Source organism: Pseudomonas sp., from assembly GCF_049301935.1.
In the GTDB taxonomy this organism is placed as follows: domain Bacteria; phylum Pseudomonadota; class Gammaproteobacteria; order Pseudomonadales; family Pseudomonadaceae; genus Aquipseudomonas.
This window is the reverse complement of record NZ_JBAQLP010000067.1, coordinates 1-20,684: the sequence shown is the minus strand read 5'-3', so window position 1 is coordinate 20,684 and position 20,684 is coordinate 1. Positions and strand designations below refer to the sequence as shown.

The 20,684-nt window shown below is 62.7% G+C and carries 24 protein-coding genes and 1 pseudogene; 12 read left to right on the top strand and 13 right to left on the bottom strand.

Annotated features, from left to right (window positions below):
- Positions 1–93, bottom strand: a pseudogene (locus tag WA145_RS10260) (cytochrome c4); the annotation flags it as partial.
- Between the two features lie 46 nt (positions 94–139).
- A complete protein-coding gene (locus WA145_RS10255; RefSeq protein ID WP_422581483.1) occupies positions 140–430 on the bottom strand; it encodes a c-type cytochrome in 291 nt (96 codons plus the stop codon).
- Positions 431–677: 247 nt separating this feature from the next.
- Between WA145_RS10255 and yihA the strand changes: the two genes are divergently transcribed.
- Complete coding sequence (yihA, locus tag WA145_RS10250; protein WP_422581482.1) at positions 678–1,331, top strand: ribosome biogenesis GTP-binding protein YihA/YsxC; 654 nt, start codon at positions 678–680, stop codon at positions 1,329–1,331.
- Positions 1,332–1,692: 361 nt separating this feature from the next.
- On the opposite strand, the gene polA is transcribed toward yihA, so the two are convergent.
- Entirely contained in the window at positions 1,693–4,539 is a 2,847-nt protein-coding gene (gene polA, locus WA145_RS10245; protein WP_422581481.1) for a DNA polymerase I, read from the bottom strand.
- Positions 4,540–4,613: 74 nt separating this feature from the next.
- Here polA and WA145_RS10240 point away from each other — a divergent pair, with 74 nt between their 5' ends.
- Entirely contained in the window at positions 4,614–4,898 is a 285-nt protein-coding gene (locus WA145_RS10240) for a DUF2782 domain-containing protein (RefSeq protein WP_275959918.1), read from the top strand.
- A 15-nt stretch (positions 4,899–4,913) separates the two neighbouring features.
- Positions 4,914–5,864 carry a homoserine kinase gene (locus WA145_RS10235; RefSeq protein WP_422581480.1) on the top strand — a complete coding sequence of 317 codons (951 nt, stop codon included), beginning with the start codon at positions 4,914–4,916 and terminating at the stop codon, positions 5,862–5,864.
- 41 nt (positions 5,865–5,905) lie between these two features.
- Here WA145_RS10235 and znuA read toward each other — a convergent pair whose 3' ends face one another.
- Positions 5,906–6,865 (bottom strand): zinc ABC transporter substrate-binding protein ZnuA, encoded by a 960-nt coding sequence (znuA, locus tag WA145_RS10230; protein WP_422581484.1) that lies wholly within the window; start codon positions 6,863–6,865, stop codon positions 5,906–5,908.
- 93 nt (positions 6,866–6,958) lie between these two features.
- Between znuA and WA145_RS10225 the strand changes: the two genes are divergently transcribed.
- The 7 genes from WA145_RS10225 to WA145_RS10195 all read left to right on the top strand — a co-directional run bounded on the left by WA145_RS10225 (position 6,959) and on the right by WA145_RS10195 (position 12,841).
- Entirely contained in the window at positions 6,959–7,444 is a 486-nt protein-coding gene (locus tag WA145_RS10225; protein WP_422581479.1) for a Fur family transcriptional regulator, read from the top strand.
- Entirely contained in the window at positions 7,441–8,247 is an 807-nt protein-coding gene (gene znuC / locus WA145_RS10220; RefSeq protein WP_422581478.1) for a zinc ABC transporter ATP-binding protein ZnuC, read from the top strand. The genes WA145_RS10225 and znuC overlap by 4 nt, the downstream gene beginning before the upstream one ends.
- Positions 8,240–9,028, top strand: a complete 789-nt coding sequence (znuB, locus tag WA145_RS10215) for a zinc ABC transporter permease subunit ZnuB (RefSeq protein WP_422581477.1) — start codon at positions 8,240–8,242, stop codon at positions 9,026–9,028. Before znuC ends, znuB begins: the two co-directional genes overlap by 8 nt.
- Positions 9,029–9,312: 284 nt before the next feature.
- Positions 9,313–10,125: a PA5502 family lipoprotein gene (locus WA145_RS10210; RefSeq protein ID WP_422581476.1), complete on the top strand. Its 813-nt coding sequence runs from the start codon at positions 9,313–9,315 to the stop codon at positions 10,123–10,125.
- A gap of 201 nt (positions 10,126–10,326) precedes the next feature.
- Positions 10,327–11,334: a methionine ABC transporter ATP-binding protein gene (locus tag WA145_RS10205; protein WP_422581475.1), complete on the top strand. Its 1,008-nt coding sequence runs from the start codon at positions 10,327–10,329 to the stop codon at positions 11,332–11,334.
- Positions 11,334–12,011: a methionine ABC transporter permease gene (locus WA145_RS10200; protein ID WP_422581474.1), complete on the top strand. Its 678-nt coding sequence runs from the start codon at positions 11,334–11,336 to the stop codon at positions 12,009–12,011. Before WA145_RS10205 ends, WA145_RS10200 begins: the two co-directional genes overlap by 1 nt.
- Positions 12,012–12,070: 59 nt before the next feature.
- On the top strand, positions 12,071–12,841 hold the full coding sequence (locus WA145_RS10195; RefSeq protein ID WP_422581473.1) for a MetQ/NlpA family ABC transporter substrate-binding protein: 771 nt from the start codon (positions 12,071–12,073) through the stop codon (positions 12,839–12,841).
- Here WA145_RS10195 and WA145_RS10190 read toward each other — a convergent pair.
- Entirely contained in the window at positions 12,838–13,758 is a 921-nt protein-coding gene (locus WA145_RS10190) for a LysR substrate-binding domain-containing protein (RefSeq protein ID WP_422581472.1), read from the bottom strand. The genes WA145_RS10195 and WA145_RS10190 overlap by 4 nt on opposite strands.
- 110 nt (positions 13,759–13,868) lie before the next feature.
- Between WA145_RS10190 and WA145_RS10185 the strand changes: the two genes are divergently transcribed.
- Entirely contained in the window at positions 13,869–14,294 is a 426-nt protein-coding gene (locus WA145_RS10185; protein WP_422581471.1) for a VOC family protein, read from the top strand.
- A gap of 4 nt (positions 14,295–14,298) precedes the next feature.
- On the opposite strand, the gene WA145_RS10180 is transcribed toward WA145_RS10185, so the two are convergent.
- The 5 genes from WA145_RS10180 to WA145_RS10160 form a co-directional block, all read right to left on the bottom strand.
- Positions 14,299–14,931: an SCO family protein gene (locus WA145_RS10180; protein WP_422581470.1), complete on the bottom strand. Its 633-nt coding sequence runs from the start codon at positions 14,929–14,931 to the stop codon at positions 14,299–14,301.
- A gap of 160 nt (positions 14,932–15,091) precedes the next feature.
- Positions 15,092–15,985 carry a heme o synthase gene (gene cyoE, locus WA145_RS10175; protein WP_422581469.1) on the bottom strand — a complete coding sequence of 298 codons (894 nt, stop codon included), beginning with the start codon at positions 15,983–15,985 and terminating at the stop codon, positions 15,092–15,094.
- Between the two features lie 24 nt (positions 15,986–16,009).
- Positions 16,010–17,065 carry a COX15/CtaA family protein gene (locus WA145_RS10170; protein WP_422581468.1) on the bottom strand — a complete coding sequence of 352 codons (1,056 nt, stop codon included), beginning with the start codon at positions 17,063–17,065 and terminating at the stop codon, positions 16,010–16,012.
- Positions 17,066–17,090: 25 nt separating this feature from the next.
- A complete protein-coding gene (locus WA145_RS10165; protein ID WP_422581467.1) occupies positions 17,091–17,687 on the bottom strand; it encodes a hypothetical protein in 597 nt (198 codons plus the stop codon).
- Positions 17,662–18,393, bottom strand: a complete 732-nt coding sequence (locus WA145_RS10160) for an SURF1 family protein (protein ID WP_422581466.1) — start codon at positions 18,391–18,393, stop codon at positions 17,662–17,664. The genes WA145_RS10165 and WA145_RS10160 overlap by 26 nt, the downstream gene beginning before the upstream one ends.
- 88 nt (positions 18,394–18,481) lie before the next feature.
- Here WA145_RS10160 and WA145_RS10155 point away from each other — a divergent pair, with 88 nt between their 5' ends.
- Positions 18,482–18,685: a twin transmembrane helix small protein gene (locus tag WA145_RS10155; protein ID WP_422581465.1), complete on the top strand. Its 204-nt coding sequence runs from the start codon at positions 18,482–18,484 to the stop codon at positions 18,683–18,685.
- Positions 18,686–18,691: 6 nt separating this feature from the next.
- On the opposite strand, the gene WA145_RS10150 is transcribed toward WA145_RS10155, so the two are convergent.
- From WA145_RS10150 to WA145_RS10140, 3 genes are all read right to left on the bottom strand, one after another.
- Positions 18,692–19,606, bottom strand: coding sequence for a cytochrome c oxidase subunit 3 (locus tag WA145_RS10150; protein WP_422581464.1), 915 nt, complete (start codon positions 19,604–19,606; stop codon positions 18,692–18,694).
- A 12-nt stretch (positions 19,607–19,618) separates the two neighbouring features.
- On the bottom strand, positions 19,619–20,185 hold the full coding sequence (locus WA145_RS10145) for a cytochrome c oxidase assembly protein (RefSeq protein ID WP_422581463.1): 567 nt from the start codon (positions 20,183–20,185) through the stop codon (positions 19,619–19,621).
- Positions 20,186–20,196: 11 nt separating this feature from the next.
- Positions 20,197–20,684 (bottom strand): cbb3-type cytochrome c oxidase subunit I (locus tag WA145_RS10140; RefSeq protein WP_422581462.1); only part of this gene is annotated, 488 nt, incomplete at its 5' end.

Here is a 20,684-nt window from a genome sequence, read left to right as displayed (position 1 = left end):
AACCTTACCCTGACCGGCTTCAGCATTGCCTGCGGCATGTGCCAGGCCGGTGATGCCCAGGGTCAACAGCAGACTCACGAGTACTTTGTTCATCAGCTAATCCAATTTACGGCTAAGAGAAAGAGTTTATAAGCCGGGCTTACTCGGTCATCAACTTGATGACGGCTTGGTAATCCTCGGCCGAGCAGTCCATGCACAACCCACGTGGCGGCATAGCCCCCAGGCCATTGGTCACGCTCAGCACCAGCGCATCCATACCTTTGGCCAAACGCGGCTCCCAGGCAGCTTTATCACCACGCTTCGGCGCGGTTGGGATGGCGCCGCTATGACACACACCGCACGCACGGGCGTAAACGGCTTCCGGGTCCTGTGCAGCCTGAGCACTCAGGGACAGCATCAATACACTGGCTGCAATCAGCAAGTTTTTCATCAGATCAACCTCATCAGGGAGGGGAACGTACTGCTTTCTAGGGGCAGATGATCTAAATCGTTCCCGTGAACACTTATCCAACCGCGGGAGAAAGCGCACACAAAATCTGCGCCATTATATACTGGCGTCATTGAAACGGAAACGACGCAGCTTGCCGCGCTATGCGCCAACAGGCAGGCTGCGCGCAAATGTCGCAAGGGCATCGCGCCTGTAACGCCACTCTACGCTCGCCCTCACGGATACCCAGATGCAAGCCAAGAACCCCATTATCGGCCTGTGCCAACAGGCTACTTTCCTTATCAGCGCGGCCAAAGTGGACCAGTGCCCGGAAGATTTCGGTCATGAAGTGGCCTTTGCCGGGCGCTCCAACGCCGGTAAATCCAGCGCGCTGAACACCCTGACCCACGCCAGCCTGGCTCGCACCTCGAAGACGCCGGGGCGGACCCAGCTGCTCAACTTCTTCAAACTGGACGACGAGCGCCGCCTGGTCGACTTGCCGGGTTACGGCTACGCCAAAGTGCCGATCCCGCTGAAACTGCACTGGCAAAAGCACCTGGAAGCCTACCTCGGCAGCCGTGAGTGCCTGCGCGGCCTGATGCTGATGATGGACATCCGCAAGCCGCTGACCGAGTTCGATATCCTCATGCTGGATTGGTCAGCCGCCAGCGAAATGCCCATGCACATCCTCCTGACCAAGGCCGACAAGCTGGCCTTTGGCGCGGCGAAAACCACGCTGCTCAAGGTGCGTCAGGATATTCAGCAGCGCTGGGGCGACCGCGTGAGCATTCAGCTGTTCTCCGCGCCCAAGCGCATTGGCATCGAAGACGCTCAGGAAGTGCTGGCTCAATGGATGCAGTTGGGCGAGTTTGCCCTGCCGGATGACGAGGCAGTCGACGCCTGAATCAAGGCTGCCATGGATGGCAAGCCACAAAAACGCCAGGAGCGTTTTTGCGCGTAAGCCCCGAAGGGCTGAAGCACACGGATGTGTTGAACATAAAAAAACCCCGAAACTTCTTATGGGGGAGGGAAGTTTCGGGGTTCAACATCTGAACCGCTAGGGCGGGGTCCAGAATCTGCCAACACTTAACACAACAAAGGAGCATCGAATGGCTGTCTAGGCCATTCATAAACTCTGAGTGGCCAAGCCAAAGCAAAGTTCAGGATCGTGGCGTAATTAATTAGTTATAAACAGACCCGTATTGATACTTATGCGCCGTTAGCGCCCGCCATTCGGGCGCTGCAGCCAAGTTACGCGCTGCGGATCAATGGGCTTCATCCCAGTTATTGCCCACCCCTACCTCAACCAGCAGCGGTACGGCCAACGCAGCGGCGTTGCCCATCAACGGCTTGATCTGCTCGCGCACCTGCTCGACCAGATCCTCACGCACCTCCAGCACCAGCTCATCGTGCACCTGCAGGATGACCTTGGCATCTAGGGCGGATTGGCTCAGCCAGTTGTCCACCGCCACCATCGCGCGTTTGATGATGTCCGCGGCAGTGCCCTGCATCGGCGCGTTGATCGCCGTGCGCTCGGCGCCTTTGCGCAGTGCCTGGTTCTTCGCATGAATATCCGGCAGGTACAGGCGACGGCCGAACAGGGTTTCGACAAACCCCTGCTCGGCGGCCTGCGCGCGGGTGCGCTCCATATAGGCCAGCACACCGGGGTAGCGGGCGAAGTACACATCGATATAGGCCTGCGCCTGCTTGCGGTCGCAGCCGATCTGCTTGGCCAGGCCAAAGGCGCTCATGCCATAGATCAGGCCGAAGTTGATCGCCTTGGCGCTACGGCGCTGATCAGTCGTGACTTCATCCAGTGGCACGCCGAACACCTCGGCGGCCGTGGCCTTGTGCACGTCGCGGCCATGGCGGAAGGCATCCAGCAGGCTTTCGTCCTTGGCCAGATGGGCCATGATGCGCAGCTCGATCTGCGAGTAGTCCGCCGCCAGCAGCTGGTAGCCCTTGGGCGCGACAAAGGCCTGGCGGATACGCCGCCCCTCGGCGGTGCGGATCGGGATGTTCTGCAGGTTCGGGTCGGTAGACGACAAACGCCCGGTGGCCGCCACGGCCTGATGATAGCTGGTGTGGATACGCCCGGTGCGCGGGTTGATCTGCTCCGGCAAGCGGTCGGTGTAGGTGCTTTTCAGCTTGCTCAGGGTGCGGTACTGCATCAGCACCTTGGGCAGCTCGAAGTCCTGTTCGGCCAGTTCGGCGAGCACCGCTTCGGCGGTGGAGGCCTGGCCCTTGGCGGTTTTGCTGATGATCGGCAGGCCGAGTTTTTCGTAGAGAATCACCCCGAGCTGCTTGGGCGAGGCCAGGTTGAACTCCTCACCGGCAATCTCGAACGCCTGACGCTCCAGCGCCACCAGTTTTTCACCCAGCTCGTTGCTTTGCAGGCCGAGCAGCTTGGCATCCACCAGCGCGCCCTGGCGTTCGATACGCGCCAGCACCGGCACCAGCGGCATTTCGATCTCCTGCAGCACCGTGGCCAGGCTCGGCTGTGCTTCGAGCTTGGCCCATAGGTGTTGGTGCAGACGCAGGGTCACGTCGGCATCCTCGGCGGCATAGGGTGCGGCCTGGGCCAGATCGATCTGGTCGAAGGTCAGCTGCTTGGCACCCTTGCCGGCGATATCCTCGAAGCGGATGGTGCTGTGATCCAGGTACTTGAGCGCCAGGCTGTCCATATCGTGACGGGTGGCGGTGGAGTCCAGCACATAGGATTCGAGCATGGTGTCGAAGGCCACGCCCTGCACATGGATCGGCGTCGAGGCATTGGCGAGGATATTGATGTCGTACTTGGCGTGCTGGCCGACCTTGGCTTTGTTCGGGTCTTCCAGAATCGGCTTGAGTGCCTTGAGCACCGCATCGCGATCGAGCTGAGTCGGCACGCCCATATAGGAATGCGCCAGCGGAATATAGGCCGCCTCACCGGCCTGGACCGCAAAGGACAGGCCGACCAGTTGGGCCTTCTGCGCATCCAGACCGGTGGTTTCGCTGTCGAAAGCGATCAGCTCGGCGGTGCGCAGTTTCTCCAGCCATGGATCGAACTGCTCCTGCGTCAGGATGCACTGGTAATCACCCAGGGCTGCCGGCGCGGGTTGCTCGGCAACTGGCGCTTCAACTATAGGCGCGTCAACAGCCGGTGCAGCGACAGCGGCGGCATTGGCGCTAGGTGCCAGGGCGAATAGATCATCGGCAAGCGCTGCGGCCGGAGCTTTGACCGCAGGCGCCGGATTGCTACGCAGCAACTCGTCGCGCCAGGTCTTGAACTCCAGCTCGGCGTACAACTCGACCAGGGCCGGCACATCCATCGCACCCGGGTGCAGCGAGTCGATGGCGATATTCAGCGGTACGTCCAGTTTGATGGTCGCCAGCGCATAGGACAGGTAGGCCATCTCACGGTGTTCGGCGAGCTTGGCCGGCAGGGTCTTGGCGCCGCGGATTGGCAGTTCCGGCACCTTGTCGAGGTTGGCGTAGAGCACATCCAGGCCGCCGCCGACGCCGACCAGCAGGCCCAGCGCAGTCTTCTCGCCCACACCCGGCACACCCGGAATGTTGTCGACCTTGTCGCCCATCAGCGCCAGGTAATCGATGATCAGCTCAGGACCGACGCCGAATTTCGCTTTCACGCCATCGATGTCATACACGCTACCGGTCATGGTGTTGACCAGGGTAACGTGCGGGCAAACCAGTTGGGCCATGTCCTTGTCGCCGGTGGAGATCACCACGTCGCGGCCCTCGGCCGCGCATTGGCGGGCCAGGGTGCCGATCACGTCATCGGCCTCGACACCCTCGACGCACAGCAGCGGATAGCCCAGGGCCTTGACGCTGGCGTGCAAAGGTTCGACCTGCACCCGCAGCTCGTCCGGCATCGACGGACGATTGGCCTTGTATTCGGCGAACATTTCATCGCGAAAGGTCCCGCCCTTGGCGTCGAACACCACGGCAAACGGGCTCTGCGGGTACTGCTTGCGCAGGCTCTTGAGCATGTTCAGCACGCCCTTCACCGCGCCGGTGGGCAGGCCCTTGGAGGTGGTCAGCGGCGGCAGGGCATGGAAGGCACGGTACAGGTAGGACGAACCGTCAACCAGAACGAGAGGGGCTTGGCTCATGAGCAGGATCAACCTTTTCGGCGGGGGCGGCGGTAGAATGGCCGCACCATTGGAATCAAAGGGACAAGGTTATCATGCGCGCACTCAATCGCCTGTTGCTCGCCAGCCTGCTGGCATTCACCACCCTGGTCGCCCACGCCGAAGACCCGGTTTCGGCGGACCCGGATGTCACCATTCGCCAGGACGGCGACAAAACCATCCATGAATACCGGGTCAACGGTTTTCTCTACGCGGTCAAGGTCATTCCCAAAGGCGGCAAACCGTACTTCCTGGTACGCGCCGATGGCAGCGATGGCAACTTCGTCCGTTCGGACAGCCCGGATATGTTGATTCCGGCCTGGGAAATTTTCAGCTGGTAAGAAGGCAGTTCTGCAATGTCGGTGTTTACCCCGCTTGAGCGCCATGAGCTCGAGGACTTTCTCGCCCCCTATGGTCTGGGTCGTTTACGCGACTTCCAGGGCATTGCGGCGGGCAGCGAGAACAGCAATTTCTTCGTTAGCCTGGAGCAGGGCGAGTTCGTTCTGACCCTGATCGAGCGCGGCCCGAGCGCCGACCTGCCGTTCTTTATCGAGCTGCTGGACGTGCTGCACGACGCCGGCCTGCCAGTGCCTTACGCCCTGCGCACGGCCAGCGGTGAGGCGCTGCGCAGCCTGGCGGAGAAACCGGCGCTGCTACAGCCGCGCCTGGCCGGCAAGCATGTGCACGAGGCCAATGCGCATCACTGCCAGGAGGTCGGCGCGCTGCTGGCACGCATCCACCTGGCCACGCGCAACAAGCCGCTGCCGCGCAAGAGTGACCGCGGCCTGGACTGGATGCTCGCCGAAGGGCCAAGCCTGGCTTTGCAGTTACCGGATGAGCAATTGCCGCTGCTGCGTGATGCGCTGGCGGAAATCCATACGCTCAAGCCGCGCATCCTCGCCTTGCCACAAGCCAATCTGCATGCCGACCTGTTCCGCGACAACGTGCTGTTCGACGGCAACCACCTGGCCGGGGTGATCGACTTCTATAACGCCTGCTCGGGGCCGATGCTCTACGACCTGGCGATAGCCCTAAACGACTGGTGCTCGCAGGAAGACGGCAGCCTGGACAGCAAACGCGCGCAAGCGCTGCTCGGCGCCTACGCCGGATTGCGGCCATTCACGGCGGCAGAAGCCGAGCTGTGGCCCGCCATGTTGCGCATCGCCTGCGTGCGCTTCTGGCTGTCACGCCTGATCGCCGCCGAGTCCTTCGCCGGCCAAGAAGTGCTGATCCACGATCCAGACGAATTCCAGCGCCGCCTGGCGCAGCGCCAGCAGGTAGAGCTGGCGTTGCCGTTCGCGTTCTAAAAAGGCTAATGCCTAGGTTGGGCTGCGCTGCTCAACCCAACCTACAACGCCTCCAGACACCCGGCCAGCTCGTCCGCCAGCTTTTCCAGCAGGGCTTCATAGCCCTTAGCATCCACCGGCAAGGCGCCGCCCATGGCGTCCAGCTCGGCCAGGGTGACCGGCAGGCCGGCGGTCAGGGTTTGCGCCAGGCGCGGACGAACTGGCGGTTCACTGAATACACAAGTCGGGCCAGCCTGTTGCAGGCGCTCACGCATGGCGGCGACGTGCTGGGCGCCCGGCTGCACTTCACCGAGCACGCTGAACACGCCGGCGTGCTTGAGGCCATAGGCGGCCTCGAAGTAGTCATAGGCTTCGTGGAAGACGAAGTAGGGTTTGCCGGCCAGACCGCTCAGGCGGGCTTTCAGGCGTTGGTCCAGGGCATCCAGGCGCTGGCCGAACGCCTCGGCATTGGCCAGGTAACGCGCGGCATTGGCCGGGTCGACCTGGGCCAGGTCGCTCGCCATCTTGTCGGCAATCACCCGGGCATTGGCCGGCAGCAGCCACAGGTGAGCGTCCAGGCTGCCAGTGCGGTGCGCATGGTCATGCTGATCGGCGTCTACTTGTTCTGCGTGTTCTGCGTGTTCTGCGTGATCTGCGTGATCATCCTGATGCTCGGCATGTTGCGCATCACTGTCGCCAAAATGGCGCAGGGACATCTGCGGTAAATCCTGCACGCTCACGCTTGGCTTGTCGCGGCCAGCCAGCACGCGCGGCAGGAAGCTCTCCAGATCCGGGCCGATCCAGTACAGCAGGTCGGCCTCGCGCACGTGGCGCACATCGGAGGGGCGCAGGGCAAAATGGTGCGGCGAAGCGCCCGGCGGCAGCAGCACATCGGGTTGGCCGACGCCGTCCTGCACGGCAGCAGCAATTAGCTGCAGCGGTTTGATGCTGGTCAGCACCCGCAGCTGGGTTTGAGACTGGGCCTGGGCCGCGAAACTCAGGGAAAAACTGATCAACAACAGGCTTACAGCCGGAAAAAGACGCAACACGGGAAGCACTCAAGCGGGAAGGAACGGGTAATATAATAACGTCTCTCACCTTATTCGTCGTTGCCCATGACTCAAGCGCCGCTGGCTTCACGCCCACACGACCATTCCCGTTGCGTCAATCATGCTCTCGCCGAGGCGGAAAGCATCTGCACGCGCCAGGGTCTGCGCCTGACTACCCTGCGCAAGCGCGTGCTGGAGCTGGTCTGGGCCAGTCACAAGCCACTGGGCGCCTACGACATTCTCGGTGTATTGAGCGATGCAGACGGCCGCCGCGCCGCACCACCAACGGTGTACCGCGCCCTGGATTTCCTGCTGGAAAACGGCCTGGTGCACCGCATCGCCTCACTCAACGCCTTTGTCGGCTGCAGCCACCCGGAACACGTCCACCAGGGCCAGTTCCTGATCTGCCGGGGCTGCCATGCGGCTATCGAGCTGGAGCAGGCAGCGATCAGCGACGCCATTATCAGCAGCGCGGCCGGCGTCGGTTTCGCCGTGGAAAGCCAGACGGTGGAAGTGGTCGGCCTCTGTGCTGGCTGCCGGGAGCAACCATGAGCGACGCCCTGATCCGCCTCGCCGGGGTGGGCGTAACCTTTGCCGGGCAGAGCGTGCTGCAGGATGTGCAGCTCAGCGTAAAGCCCGGGGAAATCGTCACCCTGATCGGCCCCAACGGCGCCGGCAAGACCACCCTGGTGCGCGCCGTACTCGGCCTGCTCAAGCCGGACAGCGGCAGCGTCTGGCGCAAGCCCAAGCTACGCGTCGGCTATATGCCGCAAAAGCTGCACGTGGATGCCACCCTGCCGCTTTCGGTGCTGCGCTTTTTGCGCCTGGTGCCGGGCGTTTCCCGCACGGATGTACAGGCAGCACTGGCCGAGGTCGGCGCCGAGCAGGTAATCGACAGCCCCCTGCAAAACATCTCCGGTGGCGAGCTGCAGCGCGTATTGCTGGCCCGCGCCCTGTTGCGCAAGCCGGAACTGCTGGTGCTCGATGAGCCGGTACAGGGCGTCGATGTCGCCGGCCAGGCCGAGCTGTACCGGCTGATCACCCAGCTGCGCGACCGCCATGGCTGCGGCGTGTTGATGGTCTCCCACGACCTGCATCTGGTGATGAGCACCACCGATCAGGTGGTCTGCCTCAATCGCCACGTCTGCTGTTCCGGGCACCCGGAGCAGGTCAGTTTCGACCCGGCCTTTGTCGAGCTGTTCGGCGAGGATGCCAAGAGCCTGGCCGTCTACACCCACCACCACGACCATGAGCACGACCTGCATGGCGCTGTAGTTACCGACGCGGCGCCCGGGCTGAGCATCAAAGGTCCGGTAAAACCGCATATTCACGGAGATGGCTGCAAGCATGGCTGATTTTCTGCTCAACGCCCTGCTCGCCGGCCTGGCACTGGCGCTGGTTGCCGGCCCGCTGGGCTCCTTTGTGGTATGGCGGCGCATGGCCTATTTTGGCGACACCCTGTCGCATGCCGCGCTGCTCGGCGTGGCCCTCGGCCTGATGCTCGACGTCAACCCGACCCTCGCGGTAACCGTCGGCTGCGTGCTGCTCGCGGTGCTGCTGGTAACCCTGCAAAGCCGTCAGCCGCTGGCCTCCGACACCTTGCTCGGTATCCTCGCCCACAGCACCCTGTCGCTGGGCCTGGTGGTGCTGAGCTTTATGCAGGACGTACGCATTGACCTGATGGGCTACCTGTTCGGCGATCTGCTGGCGGTCGGCCCCACCGACCTGGCCTGGATCATCGGCGGCAGCGCCCTGGTGCTGGCGCTGCTGGCCCTGCTGTGGCGGCCGCTGCTGGCGATTACCGTGCATGAAGAGCTGGCCAAGGTCGAAGGTCTGCCGGTGGCGGCGATTCGCCTGAGCCTGATGCTGCTGATCGCCGTGGTGATCGCCGTGGCGATGAAGATCGTCGGCGTGCTGCTGATCACCTCCCTGCTAATCATTCCCGCCGCCGCCGCCCAGCGCCATGCGCGCACCCCGGAGCAGATGGCCTTCGGTGCCAGCCTACTGGGCATCGTCGCCGTATGCGGCGGCTTGAGCCTGTCGTGGTTTCAAGACACCCCGGCCGGGCCGTCCATCGTGGTCAGCGCGGCAGCACTGTTTTTACTGAGCTTTGCCCTACCGCGACGCACAGCCTGAAACCTGCGGTTAAACGGCTTCTCGTAGGGTGGGTTAGGCGCTTGTTACAAGCTGGATGGCCTGTGCGATTTGCCGTTGCGCCGTAACCCACCATCGACGCAACACGGCAGATCGCCTGGTGGGTTACGCGACGCGCCAAAGGGCTGGCGTCTCGAGGTACGGGGCATGGCGTCGCTAACCCACCCTACGGTGAGCCTTCCTCGGCCAACGGCTTGAACAGTTGGTGATGCTTCGGAGCGCAGTGTAAACTTGCGTATTTTTTGCACAACTCGAGACGCACAGTTATGAAATCGTTCGTTTCACGTGGTTTTCCCCTGCTTCTGGTTCTGCTGCTGGCTGGCTGCCAAAGCGCGCCACAACCGGCCAACCGGCCGCTGGATGACCTGGCCAGCGCCTTTCGCCAGCTCGATCAGAGCCTCGCCAGTGGCGACCTGAGCGGTGCAGAAAGCCAGCTCGGCAGCCTGCAGCAGCGCGCTGCCGGCGATACGCGCCTGGAGCAATACCAGCGCCAGCTCGCCGAAGCGCATCTGCAACAAGGCCAGCAAGCCCTGCAGGCCGGTGATTTGGACAACGCCACCAAGGCCCTGAGCCGTGCCCGCAGCCTGATGCCGCAAGCACCCGCACTGACCACCGGCCTGGATGGCGCCATCGCCCAGGCCCGCACCGCTCAGGAGCAGGCTGCCGCCGCTGCAGCCGCACGTCTGCAGCAGGCCCAGCAACTGCGTATGGCCACCGAGCGCCAGGCCGCCGCGATCCAGGCCACCCAGTTGCCCAATGTGCCAGTAGAACCCGTTGCGCCGGCCAAGCCCCAGGCCAGACTGATCGATCCGGCCGCCGCCAGCAGCGTGATCGGCATGCCGATGCTCGACAATCAGGACAACCAGCGCCTGCGCAATCTGCTCGACGATGTCGCAGCCGATATGCTCGCGTTCAATTGTGCGGTGCGCATCGAAGTGCGCCAGGCCAAGGATTTCCCCTGGGTCGCATCCCTGCTCCAGGCGCGGATCAAGCGCCTGGACCCAAGTTTCAGCCCGCGCATAAGCCAGGTGATCAAGCCCGCCCAGGTGCCGCAGCTGGTACTCAGCCCGCAACGTTAACCGCGCGGCGCGGCGACCACGACCGGGCTTGCCCGGTCGTTTGCATTAGCGCTGGCTACACTGCCCAGAGCAGCTAGCCACTTAATGCAATTTAGCTATAACCATAGGCCTACAAAGATTTTTGCGACCTAAACAGCGCCGGGTAGACTAGCCGCCGTTTCGGCCTACCCGGCAGCCCGAAAAACCCAAAAGGTTTATTCCGTGATCAATTTTCACCAGGTCCACAAGGCGTATCGCGTCAGTGGTCAGGACATCCCCGCGTTGCAACCCAGCGATCTGCAGATTGCCCGGGGCGAAGTGTTCGGCATCATCGGTCACTCCGGCGCCGGCAAAAGTACTCTGCTGCGCCTGATCAACCGCCTGGAACAGCCTTCCGGCGGGCGTATCGAGATCGACGGTGAAGATGTCACCGCGCTCGACGCCAACGGCCTGCGCCGCTTCCGTCAGCAGGTCGGGATGATCTTCCAGCACTTCAACCTGCTGTCATCCAAGACCGTGGCCGACAACGTCGCCCTGCCGTTGAAGCTGGCCGGCGAACTGCCGCGCAGCGCGATCAATGCCCGCGTGACTGAGTTGCTGGCGCGGGTCGGCCTGCAGGATCACGCGGGCAAGTACCCGGCGCAGCTTTCTGGCGGGCAGAAACAGCGTGTCGGCATCGCCCGCGCCCTGGCCACCGAACCGAAGATTCTGCTGTGCGACGAGGCCACCAGCGCCCTCGACCCGCAGACCACCGCCTCGGTGTTGCAGCTGCTGGCCGAGATCAACCGCGAGCTGAACCTGACCATCGTGCTGATCACCCACGAAATGGACGTGATCCGCCGCGTCTGCGACCGCGTGGCGGTGATGGATGCCGGCGTGATCGTCGAGTCCGGCCCGGTGGCCGAGGTGTTTCTGCACCCGCAACACGCCACCACCAAGCGCTTCGTGCAAGAAGCCGAGCAGATCGACGAACACGAACAGCGCGATGATTTCGCCCATGTCGCCGGGCGTATCCTGCGCCTGACCTTCCAGGGCGAGGCCACCTACGCGCCGTTGCTGGGCACCGTGGCCCGCGAAACCGGGGTGGATTACAGCATCCTCGCCGGGCGCATCGACCGCATCAAGAACACCCCCTACGGCCAGCTGACCCTGGCCCTGACCGGCGGCGACCTCGATGCCGCGCTGGCGCGTTTCGCAGCCGCCGACGTGCATCTGGAGGTGCTGCGCTAATGGAAGCCCTACTGACTCGCCTGCTACCCAACGTGGATTGGGCGGAAATCGGCTACGCCAGCCTGGACACCCTGAGCATGCTCGGCGGCTCCATGCTATTTACCGTGCTTTTGGGACTTCCCTTAGGCGTGCTGCTATTCCTTACCAGCCCCCGGCAGATGTTCGAACAGAAGGCCTTTTACGGCTTGCTGTCGCTGCTGGTGAATATCCTGCGCTCGGTGCCATTCGTGATCCTGCTGATCGTGATGATCCCCTTCACGGTGATCGTCACCGGCACCTCGCTAGGCGTCGCCGGGGCCATCCCGCCGCTGGTAGTCGGGGCCACGCCGTTCTTCGCGCGCCTGGTGGAAACCGCGCTGCGTGAAGTGGATCGCGGCATTATCGAAGCGACCCAGGCCATGGGCGCCACCACCCGGCAAATCGTGGTCAACGCCCTGTTGCCCGAGGCGCTGCCCGGCATCATCGCGGCGATCACCGTGACCGCGATTACCCTGGTGTCCTACACCGCCATGAGCGGCCTGATCGGCGGCGGCGGCCTCGGTGATCTGGCGGTGCGTTATGGCTATCAGCGTTATCAGCCAGACGTGATGGCGGTGACAGTGATCCTGCTGCTGGTGCTGGTACAGATTCTACAAACCGTCGGCGACAAGCTGGTGGTGCACTTTTCCCGTAAATAGATCGTTTGACGTAGCGCGGCGACCCGCCGCCCCAAGCCAATCCCACAAGGAGCTTTATGATGAAAAAACTGATCGCTGCATTCGCTGCCCTGGCCGCGTTCTCCGTACAAGCCGAAAGCCTGAGCGTCGCCGCCACCGCCGTACCGCACGCGGAAATCCTCGAGTTCGTTAAGCCGGCCCTGGCCAAAGAAGGCGTTGAGCTGAACATCAAGGTCTTTACCGACTACGTGCAGCCGAACGTGCAGGTTGCCGAAAAGCGCCTGGATGCCAACTTCTTCCAGCACCAGCCGTACCTGGATGAATTCAACAAGAGCCGTGGCACCGAGCTGGTCAGCGTGGCCGGCGTGCACGTCGAGCCCTTCGGCGCTTACTCCAGCCAGCACAAAACCCTCGCCGACCTGCCGCAAGGCGCCAACGTGGTGATCCCGAATGACGCCACCAACGGCGGCCGCGCCCTGTTGCTGCTGCAAAAGGCGGGGCTCATCACCCTCAAGCCGGAAGCGGGCATCCTCGCCACGCCGAAAGACATCGTCGAAAACCCGAAAGCCATCAAGCTGCGTGAGCTGGAAGCGGCCACCCTGCCGCGCGTGCTGACCCAGGTCGACCTGGCGCTGATCAACACCAACTACGCCCTGGAAGCCAAGCTCAACCCAACCAAGGATGCGTTGGCCATCGAAGGTAGCGACTCGCCGTACGTCAACATCCTGGTCGCGCGTGCCGATAACAAGGACAACGCCGCCCTGCAGAAACTGGCCAAGGTGCTGAACAGCGCCGAAGTGAAAGCCTTTATCGCTGAGAAGTACCAGGGCGCCGTAGTTCCGGCGTTCTAAGACTCCGCGTTAGCTACACCCTCTGACAAACCCCGCACCGTGCGGGGTTTGTCGTTTAAGGCGGCCTCGCGCAAACAGTCCAGCAGGCAGTCCAGAGCCGGCTGACGCTGAGCGCGGCGCAATATCGCCACCAGTTCGCGGTGGAAAGTTAGCTCGCCCAGCTCAATCACCCGTAACTGCGTCGGCCGTTGCAGCCACAGACCGGCTCGCGGAATCAGCGATACGCCGAGGCCGCACTCGACCATCCGCACGATGGCCTCCAGCTCATCCAGTTCCAGTGCCTCCTGCACCGTCAGGCGCTGCTCGCGGAGGAACTGGTTGACCCGCCGCCCGCCGAACGAGCGCCGGTCGTAACGCACGAAGGGCTGCTCGACGAGGATCTGCAACGGATCATCCGTCGCCACGTTGAGCGGAGTAATTAGCACAAAGGGCTCACGCGCCAGGCTGATCTGCAACAGCTCTTTGGGCAGCTCGAAGGGCGGCTTGATCAACAGCGCCAGGTCCAGCTCTCCGGCATCGATCTGGCTCAGCAGGTTCAGCGACACCCCCGGCACCAGCTTCAGTTCGACCCGTGGGGCCGCAACACGAAAACGCGGCAGGGCCTCGGGCAGCAGGCCGGTCTGCAACGTGGCAATCGCCCCCACCTTGAGCTCGCCCTGCCACTCGGCCGCGCTGGTCGGCAAGGCCATCTGCGCATACAACCCGAGCATCTGCTCCGCCAATGGCAAGGCATGCCGACCGGCCACGTTGAGCACCGCCGAACGCCCGCTGCGCTCGAACAGGCGCACGCCCAGACCCTGCTCCAGCACACGCATCTGCGCGCTGACCGCCGACTGGGTCAAACCGACCTGCTGGCCGGCCGCCGCGAAGGTGCCATGCCGCGCCACCGCCACAAAGGTTTTCAATTCGCGCAGCATCGGTGCCTCGATTGATCAATTCTGCTTGTGCTTACGAGCAAGGATATTCGCTTTTCATCAGAATCGCTGTTGCTGAGAATCAGCAGACCGCCCTTTCAAGGAATCTCAGCATGGCTCTCGCCCCCTTTCACCTGGCTATTCCTGTTTACGACCTGGCTGCCGCACGACATTTCTATGGCGAGGTGTTCGGCTGCGCGGAGGGCCGCAGCAGCGACCACTGGGTGGATTTCGACTTCTTCGGCCACCAACTGGTGATCCACCAGGCGCCGAAGATGGCGCATCAGGAGGCCGCGCACAGCAACCCGGTGGACGGTCACGACGTGCCGGTACCGCATTTCGGTGTGGTGCTGGGCTGGGATGATTGGCAGGTACTGGCGGCGCGGCTACAGGCCAAGGGCACGCAATTTGTGATCGAACCCTATGTGCGCTTCGCCGGCCAGGTCGGCGAGCAGGCCACCTTGTTCCTGCTCGACCCGTGCGGCAACGCCCTGGAGTTCAAGGCATTCAAGGACATCAGCCAACTATTTGCCAAATAGCGGCTTAGGGCCGGTCGAGCAGGCCGGGCAGTTGCGCGGCCAGCTTGGTGTTGTTGATCGGCGCGCGGATAAAGCCGCGCTGCTTGCCGTCGGGGCCGATCAGTACCAGGTTGCCGCTGTGATCGACGGTGTAGTTTTCCTTGCTGGTATCGGCCGGAATAAACGGAATGCTGACGCCATTGGCGAGCTTCTGGATGGCCGCTTCTTCACCGGTCAGGCCGATAAAGCCGGCGTCGAAATAATCCAGGTACTTCTTCAACTGCTCCGGCGTATCGCGATTGGGGTCAACCGTGACCAGCACGATACGCAGCTTGGCCAGGGTTTGCGGCGGTAGCTGGCCCTGCAGCTGGCGTAGCTGGGCGAGGGTGGCTGGGCAAATGTCCGGGCAGAAGGTGTAGCCGAAGAACAGCAGGCTCCACTGATTCTTAAGCTGATCCACCGCCACTGCCTGGCCATCCTGATTGGTCAGGCTCAGCTCCGGCAGGCTGCGGCTCTGTGGCAGCAGAACGATGCCGGCATCCAGCAGCACGGTCGGATCACCCTGGCCCTTGCTGGTCAGCACCTTGTTGACGGTCAGGCCCAGCACCAGGGCGACGATGGCAACGAGAACAAAAACGGTGATCTGGGTTCGGCTCATGGCACCAACGATTACAGGTTTAACGGCAGAGTCTGGTCATTTAGAAGCGTCGCGAGCGACGGTTATGCAAGGCGAAGTGAGCCGAGGAAGCGCAGTGTACGAGTTGTACATGAGCATTCCGAGGCTGATTTCAACGCAGCAGAACCGAGCGCAGTAGCTTCTACATGATCAGATAGTGGTCGACCAGCAAGGCGATAAAAAGCGCGAAAAGATACCAGATGCTGTACTTGAAGGTGCTGATCGCCGCATGCGGTTTGCTGTCACGGTACAGCACCACCGCCCAGTGCAGGAAGCGCCCACCCAGCAGCACCGCGCAGGCGAGATAGAGCAGCCCGCTCATATGGATGGCATAGGGCAACAAGGTCACGGCGAACATCACCAGGGTGTACAGCAGGATATGCACCTTGGTGTAGTGCTCACCGTGGGTCACCGGCAGCATGGGGATATCGGCCTTGGCGTATTCCTCCTTGCGGTGGATGGCCAGGGCCCAGAAATGCGGTGGCGTCCAGGCGAAGATGATCAGCACCAGCAGCAGCGGTTCGGCGCTGATATGCCCGGTTACTGCCACCCAGCCGAGCAGCGGCGGCGCAGCGCCGGCCAGCCCGCCGATAACGATGTTCTGCGGCGTGGCGCGCTTGAGAAAGCCGGTGTAGAGCACCGCGTAGCCGAGCAGCGAGGCCAGGGTCAGCCAGGCCGCCAGTTCGTTGGTAAAGGTCAGCAGCAGGGCCATGCCGGCGACCGCCAGAAGCAGGGCAAAGCCCAGCGCCGCAGTCGGCGACAAACGCCCGGCCGTCACCGGCCGTTTATGGGTGCGGGCCATGATCGAGTCGATCCGCCGGTCCACCACATGGTTGACCGCCGCCGCCGCCCCCGCACACAGGCCGATACCCAGGTTGCCGAAGATCAACACCTGCCAAGTCACGCCGGCACGGGTGGCGAGGAACATGCCGACCAGGGAAGTGATCAGCATCAGCACCACCACCCGCGGTTTGGTCAGCTCAAGGTAGTCGCGCCAGCTGGCGTGGGCTTGCTGTTCGCGCACTAGAGTAGCCATAGGGTCTCTCCTCGATTGTTCTGGTTATTGGCCTGTAGGAGCCAGCTTGCTGGCGATGCTTTGCCGCAATGCCAGATCACCGGCAAGCTGGCCGCTACGGGAGCTCAAGCGCAGCCGATAATTGATCAGCACCAGGGTCAGCAGCAGGGCCGCGCCGCCGAGGTTATGCGCCACCGCCACCAGCAGCGGCAGGTGGAACACCACGTTGCTGATGCCCAGGCTGATCTGCACCGTCAGCGCCAGCACCAGCAGCCCAGCCAACCGCGCCAAGCCATTTCGTTTGAGTTGCCAAGCCAACAGCAGCAGTACCAGGCTGACCAGCAGCGCGCCGATGCGGTGGGTCATATGAATGGCGGTGCGCGCGTCGCTATCCAGCTGGCCACCGAGGTAGTTGGGGCCGATATGTTGAGTGAGATGAAAGCCGTTGGCGAAGTCCATCGCCGGCCACCATTGGCCATGACAGGTCGGCAGATCGACGCAGGCCACCGCCGCGTAGTTGCTGCTGACCCAACCACCCAGGGCGATCTGCCCAACAACCAGCAGCAAACCAAGCGCCGCCAGGCTGCGCAGCCGCGCAGGCAGAGTGGCCAAGGCGGCCGCCTTGCCGGATAGCCGCAGCGTCAGCAGAAACAGCAGGCTAAGGGTGGCAAAGCCGCCCAGCAGGTGCGCCGTCACCACTTGCGGCCAAAGCTTTAGGGTCACCGTCCACATGCCGAAGGCGGCCTGCAATGTCACCAGGCCCAGCAAAAACAGCGGCAGTTTGAGTGGCTGATCCGTCTCGCCACGGCGGCGCAGCGCCTGTACCGCCAGGCCGAGAATCACCAGGCCGAGGCTGCCGGCAAAGTAGCGGTGAACCATCTCGTACCAGCCCTTGGCCACCTCCACCGGTGCCTCGGGGAAACGCGCCTCGGCCAGGCTCTGTTTGTGCTCGCTCATCGGCACGCCGATAAAGCCGTAGCAGCCGGGCCAGTCCGGGCAACCCAGGCCGGCGTGGGTCAAGCGGGTATAGGCACCGAGCAGCACCACCACGACCGCCAACACAGTGGCAAACAGGGCAAAACGGTAACCGGGCTTGCTCATCATCAGTCCTTAGCCGTGGGCAGCATTAACCAATCTGGGAGATTTTCAGCAGATGCCGCAGATCATTGAGAATCGCCTTGCCCTTGCTGCTGGCGTCATAGCGCAGCACCAGATTGCCGTGGGGGTCGACTATCCACAGTTGCGCGCCGGAGGCCTTACCGGCGGTCTTGCCATAGGCCTCCAGCTGCAGCTGATAGCGCGCCAGTTGCGGGTATTCGCGGTGCAGCTGGGCGTCATAGTCGCCGGCGATGGGTTGGGCAGTGGCCAGGCCATGGGCCGCACGGCCGACATCGCGGTTGAGGCCGATGTGCACCTGGCGGGCGAGAAATACCAGTTCCTTGCAGGCGGCATCGCAGACATCCGGCACGGTCACCAGCAGTTGCCAGCGCTGCTCATCGGCACCGACCACGCCCAGGTCGGTGCGGGTTTGTCCGGTGCCAATCAGTTCGCCGTGGTAACTGCGAGTTTCCGGCACCCAGAAGCGCCACTGGTACATGGCACTGGCGAGGATCATCGGGCCAATCACCACGGCCAGAATCAGGATCAGTTGCAGCCGCCCACGGCGACGCTGGTTGGGCGACACGTCAGGTAAGGCGTCAGGCAGAGCGGTGGCTGGGTGCATGGCGAGTCTCCCGCGCGTTAGATAGACCGAGATAGATAAACAGGCCGAGCAAGGCCGCCGCCAGGGCGAACCATTGCACGGCATAGCCGAGGTGTTTGTCCGGGCTCATGGCAATCACCGGCCAATCGCTCTGAAATGACGCCGGGCCCGGCTCGAGGCGTACTTCATAGCTCAGCCCGCCGCGCCCCAGTTGCTGCCACAGGGCATCCGGCTTGATCTGGCTGACCAGCTGCGGCCAACCCGGGGCCGGCTGCTGCGTCTGCAACTGCAGGGGTTCGCCCAGCGGCACATAGATCGTGGCCTGCAGGCGCAATGGTGTGTCTGGGGTGGCGAAAGTCGGGGTAATCCGGCGGTCCGGCCAGGGCAGCCAGCCGCGATTGAGCAACAGCCAGAGACCGCTGGCTTGGTCATAGAAGGGCTGCAGTACTTCCACGCCGACCTTGCCGTCGCGGGTGCGATTGTCCAGCAGCAGGGTATGTCGCGCGTCGAAGAAGCCCTGCAACTGCACGCGTTTGTATGCTGGGTCAGGATGTTGCTCCAGCTCATCGATGCGGATCGGCGCGGCTTGCTGCTGGGCCTGATGTGCGGCCAACAGCTCGCGCTTTTCTTCGGCCCGTGCCAGTTGCCAGAAGCCCAGGACGATCAGGCAGGGAAACAACAGCAGCACCAGTACGCTGGGTAGCCAGCCAGGACGGAAGGCGCTCATCGCGACCTCCCTAAAGCCCCGAGCAAGCTGGCTATACTGCAACTGTTGCACATTTCCCTTCCCCCGAAGTTCCACATGGGAGTCACGCATGCTCAAGGCCGCGATCGTCCTGCTACTACTGGCTACCCTGATCAGCCTATTCAGTGGCCTGTTTTTTCTGGTCAAGGACGAAGGTAAAACCTCCCGGGTGGTTAACGCGCTGACTGTGCGCGTGACCCTTACCGCCTTGACCGTCGCCCTTATTGCCTGGGGCTTTTACAGTGGCCAACTGGTTCCGCATGTCACCTGGTAAGTCTCGTTACAGCACATAGACGAAGACGAACAAGCCGATCCACACCACATCGACGAAGTGCCAATACCAGGCCGCCGCCTCGAAGCCGAAATGCTGCTCGGGGCTGAAATGCCCGCGAATCACCCGAATCAGCATGATGCTCAGCATCAGCGCCCCCAGGGTCACGTGGGCGCCGTGAAAGCCGGTGAGCATAAAGAAGGTGGCGCCGTAGATGCCCGAGCCCAAGGTCAGGCCTAGCTCGGTGTAGGCGTGGATATATTCCTCGACCTGCAGCACCAGAAAGGCGATGCCGAGAATCACCGTCAGTGCCAGCCACAGGGTCAGCGGTTTGCGGTGGTTCTTGCGCAGCGCGTGGTGGGCGAAGGTCAGGGTAAAGCTGGAGCTGACCAGCAGTATGGTATTGATCAGCGGCAGGCCCCAGGCGCTGATGGTGCCACTGGGTGCCGGGTAGAGTTTTGGATCAGGCGTGTTGAGCAGCGGCCAGCTGTACTCGAAACCTGGCCAGAGCATATTGGCGATGCCCTTGTCGCCTTCCCCACCGAGCCAGGGACCGGCCCAGGTGCGCACGTAGAACAGCACGCCGAAGAAGGCGGCGAAGAACATCACCTCGGAGAAGATAAACCAGCTCATGCCCCAGCGGAACGAGCGGTCCATCTGCGGGCTGTACATGCCGGAGCGGCTTTCCTTGATCACATTGCCGAACCAGCCGAACAGCATATAAGCGAGAAACAGGCCGCCGATAAAGAAGATCAGCGGGCCGTTGGAGTCGGCGCGCTCGGCCTTCATATCGTTGAACCAGGTACCCACGCCGTACACCGAAAACAGCATGCCCAGGGTGGCGATGATCGGCCATTTGCTCTGGGCCGGGACGTAATAGCTTTCGTGACTTTCGTGACTTTCGTGACTTTCGTGACTCGACATTTATTGTTCTCCTTATGGAGTCGCCCGGGTAAGGGTTGCTTGTGCCACCGCCGGTTTGCGCGCGGTGATATCAAACAAGGTGTAGGCCAGGGTCAGGTGGCGCACATCTGCCGGTAAGTCTCTATCGACGATAAAACGCACCGGCATTTCGATGCGCTCACCGGGTTGCAGTACCTGCTGGGTAAAGCAAAAACACTCGGTCTTGTGAAAGTAGGCAGCCGCTTTGGACGGCGCCACGCTGGGAATCGCCTGGGCGGTCATCGGCTTATCGGTAGGGTTGTAGGCGACAAACAGCATCTGCGTGCTATCGCCCGGATGCACCACCACTTCATCCGCCTGAGGGCCGAACTCCCAGACCATTTCGGCGGCGTTGGTGGCCAGAAACTGCACCCGCACCTGGCGCGACTCATCGGTGCTTTGCAGCCCAGCCTCATAGGCACCGGCGGTTTTGCCGTTGATGCCGAAGGCCTGGCACATCACGTCATAGATCGGCACCAGAGCGAAGCCGAAGCCGAACATGCCGACCACCACCAGTGACAGGCGGATAACCAGGCGGCGGGTCGACAGGGCTGCGCTCATCGGTCGGTTCCCTATTTCACTTCAGGTGGCGTGGTGAAGGTGTGATAAGGCGCTGGCGACGGCACCGTCCACTCCAGCCCCTCGGCACCGTCCCAAGGCTTGGCCGCTGCGGGCTTGCCGCCGCGAATGCACTTGATGACGATAAACAGGAACAGCAACTGGGTGGCGCCGAACATAAAGGCGCCGATGGAGGAGACCATATTGAAGTTGGCGAACATCATGTTGTAGTCGGGGATGCGCCGCGGCATGCCGGCCAGGCCGACAAAGTGCATCGGGAAGAACGCCAGGTTCATGCCAACGAAGCTCATCCAGAAATGCAGCTTGCCGAGGGTCTCGTCGTACATATGCCCGGTCCACTTCGGCAGCCAGTAATAGGCCGAGGCGAAGATGCCGAAGATCGCCCCCGGCACCAGCACGTAGTGGAAGTGCGCCACCACGAAGTAGGTGTCGTGGTACTGGAAGTCCGCCGGGGCGATGGCCAGCATCAGCCCGGAGAAAC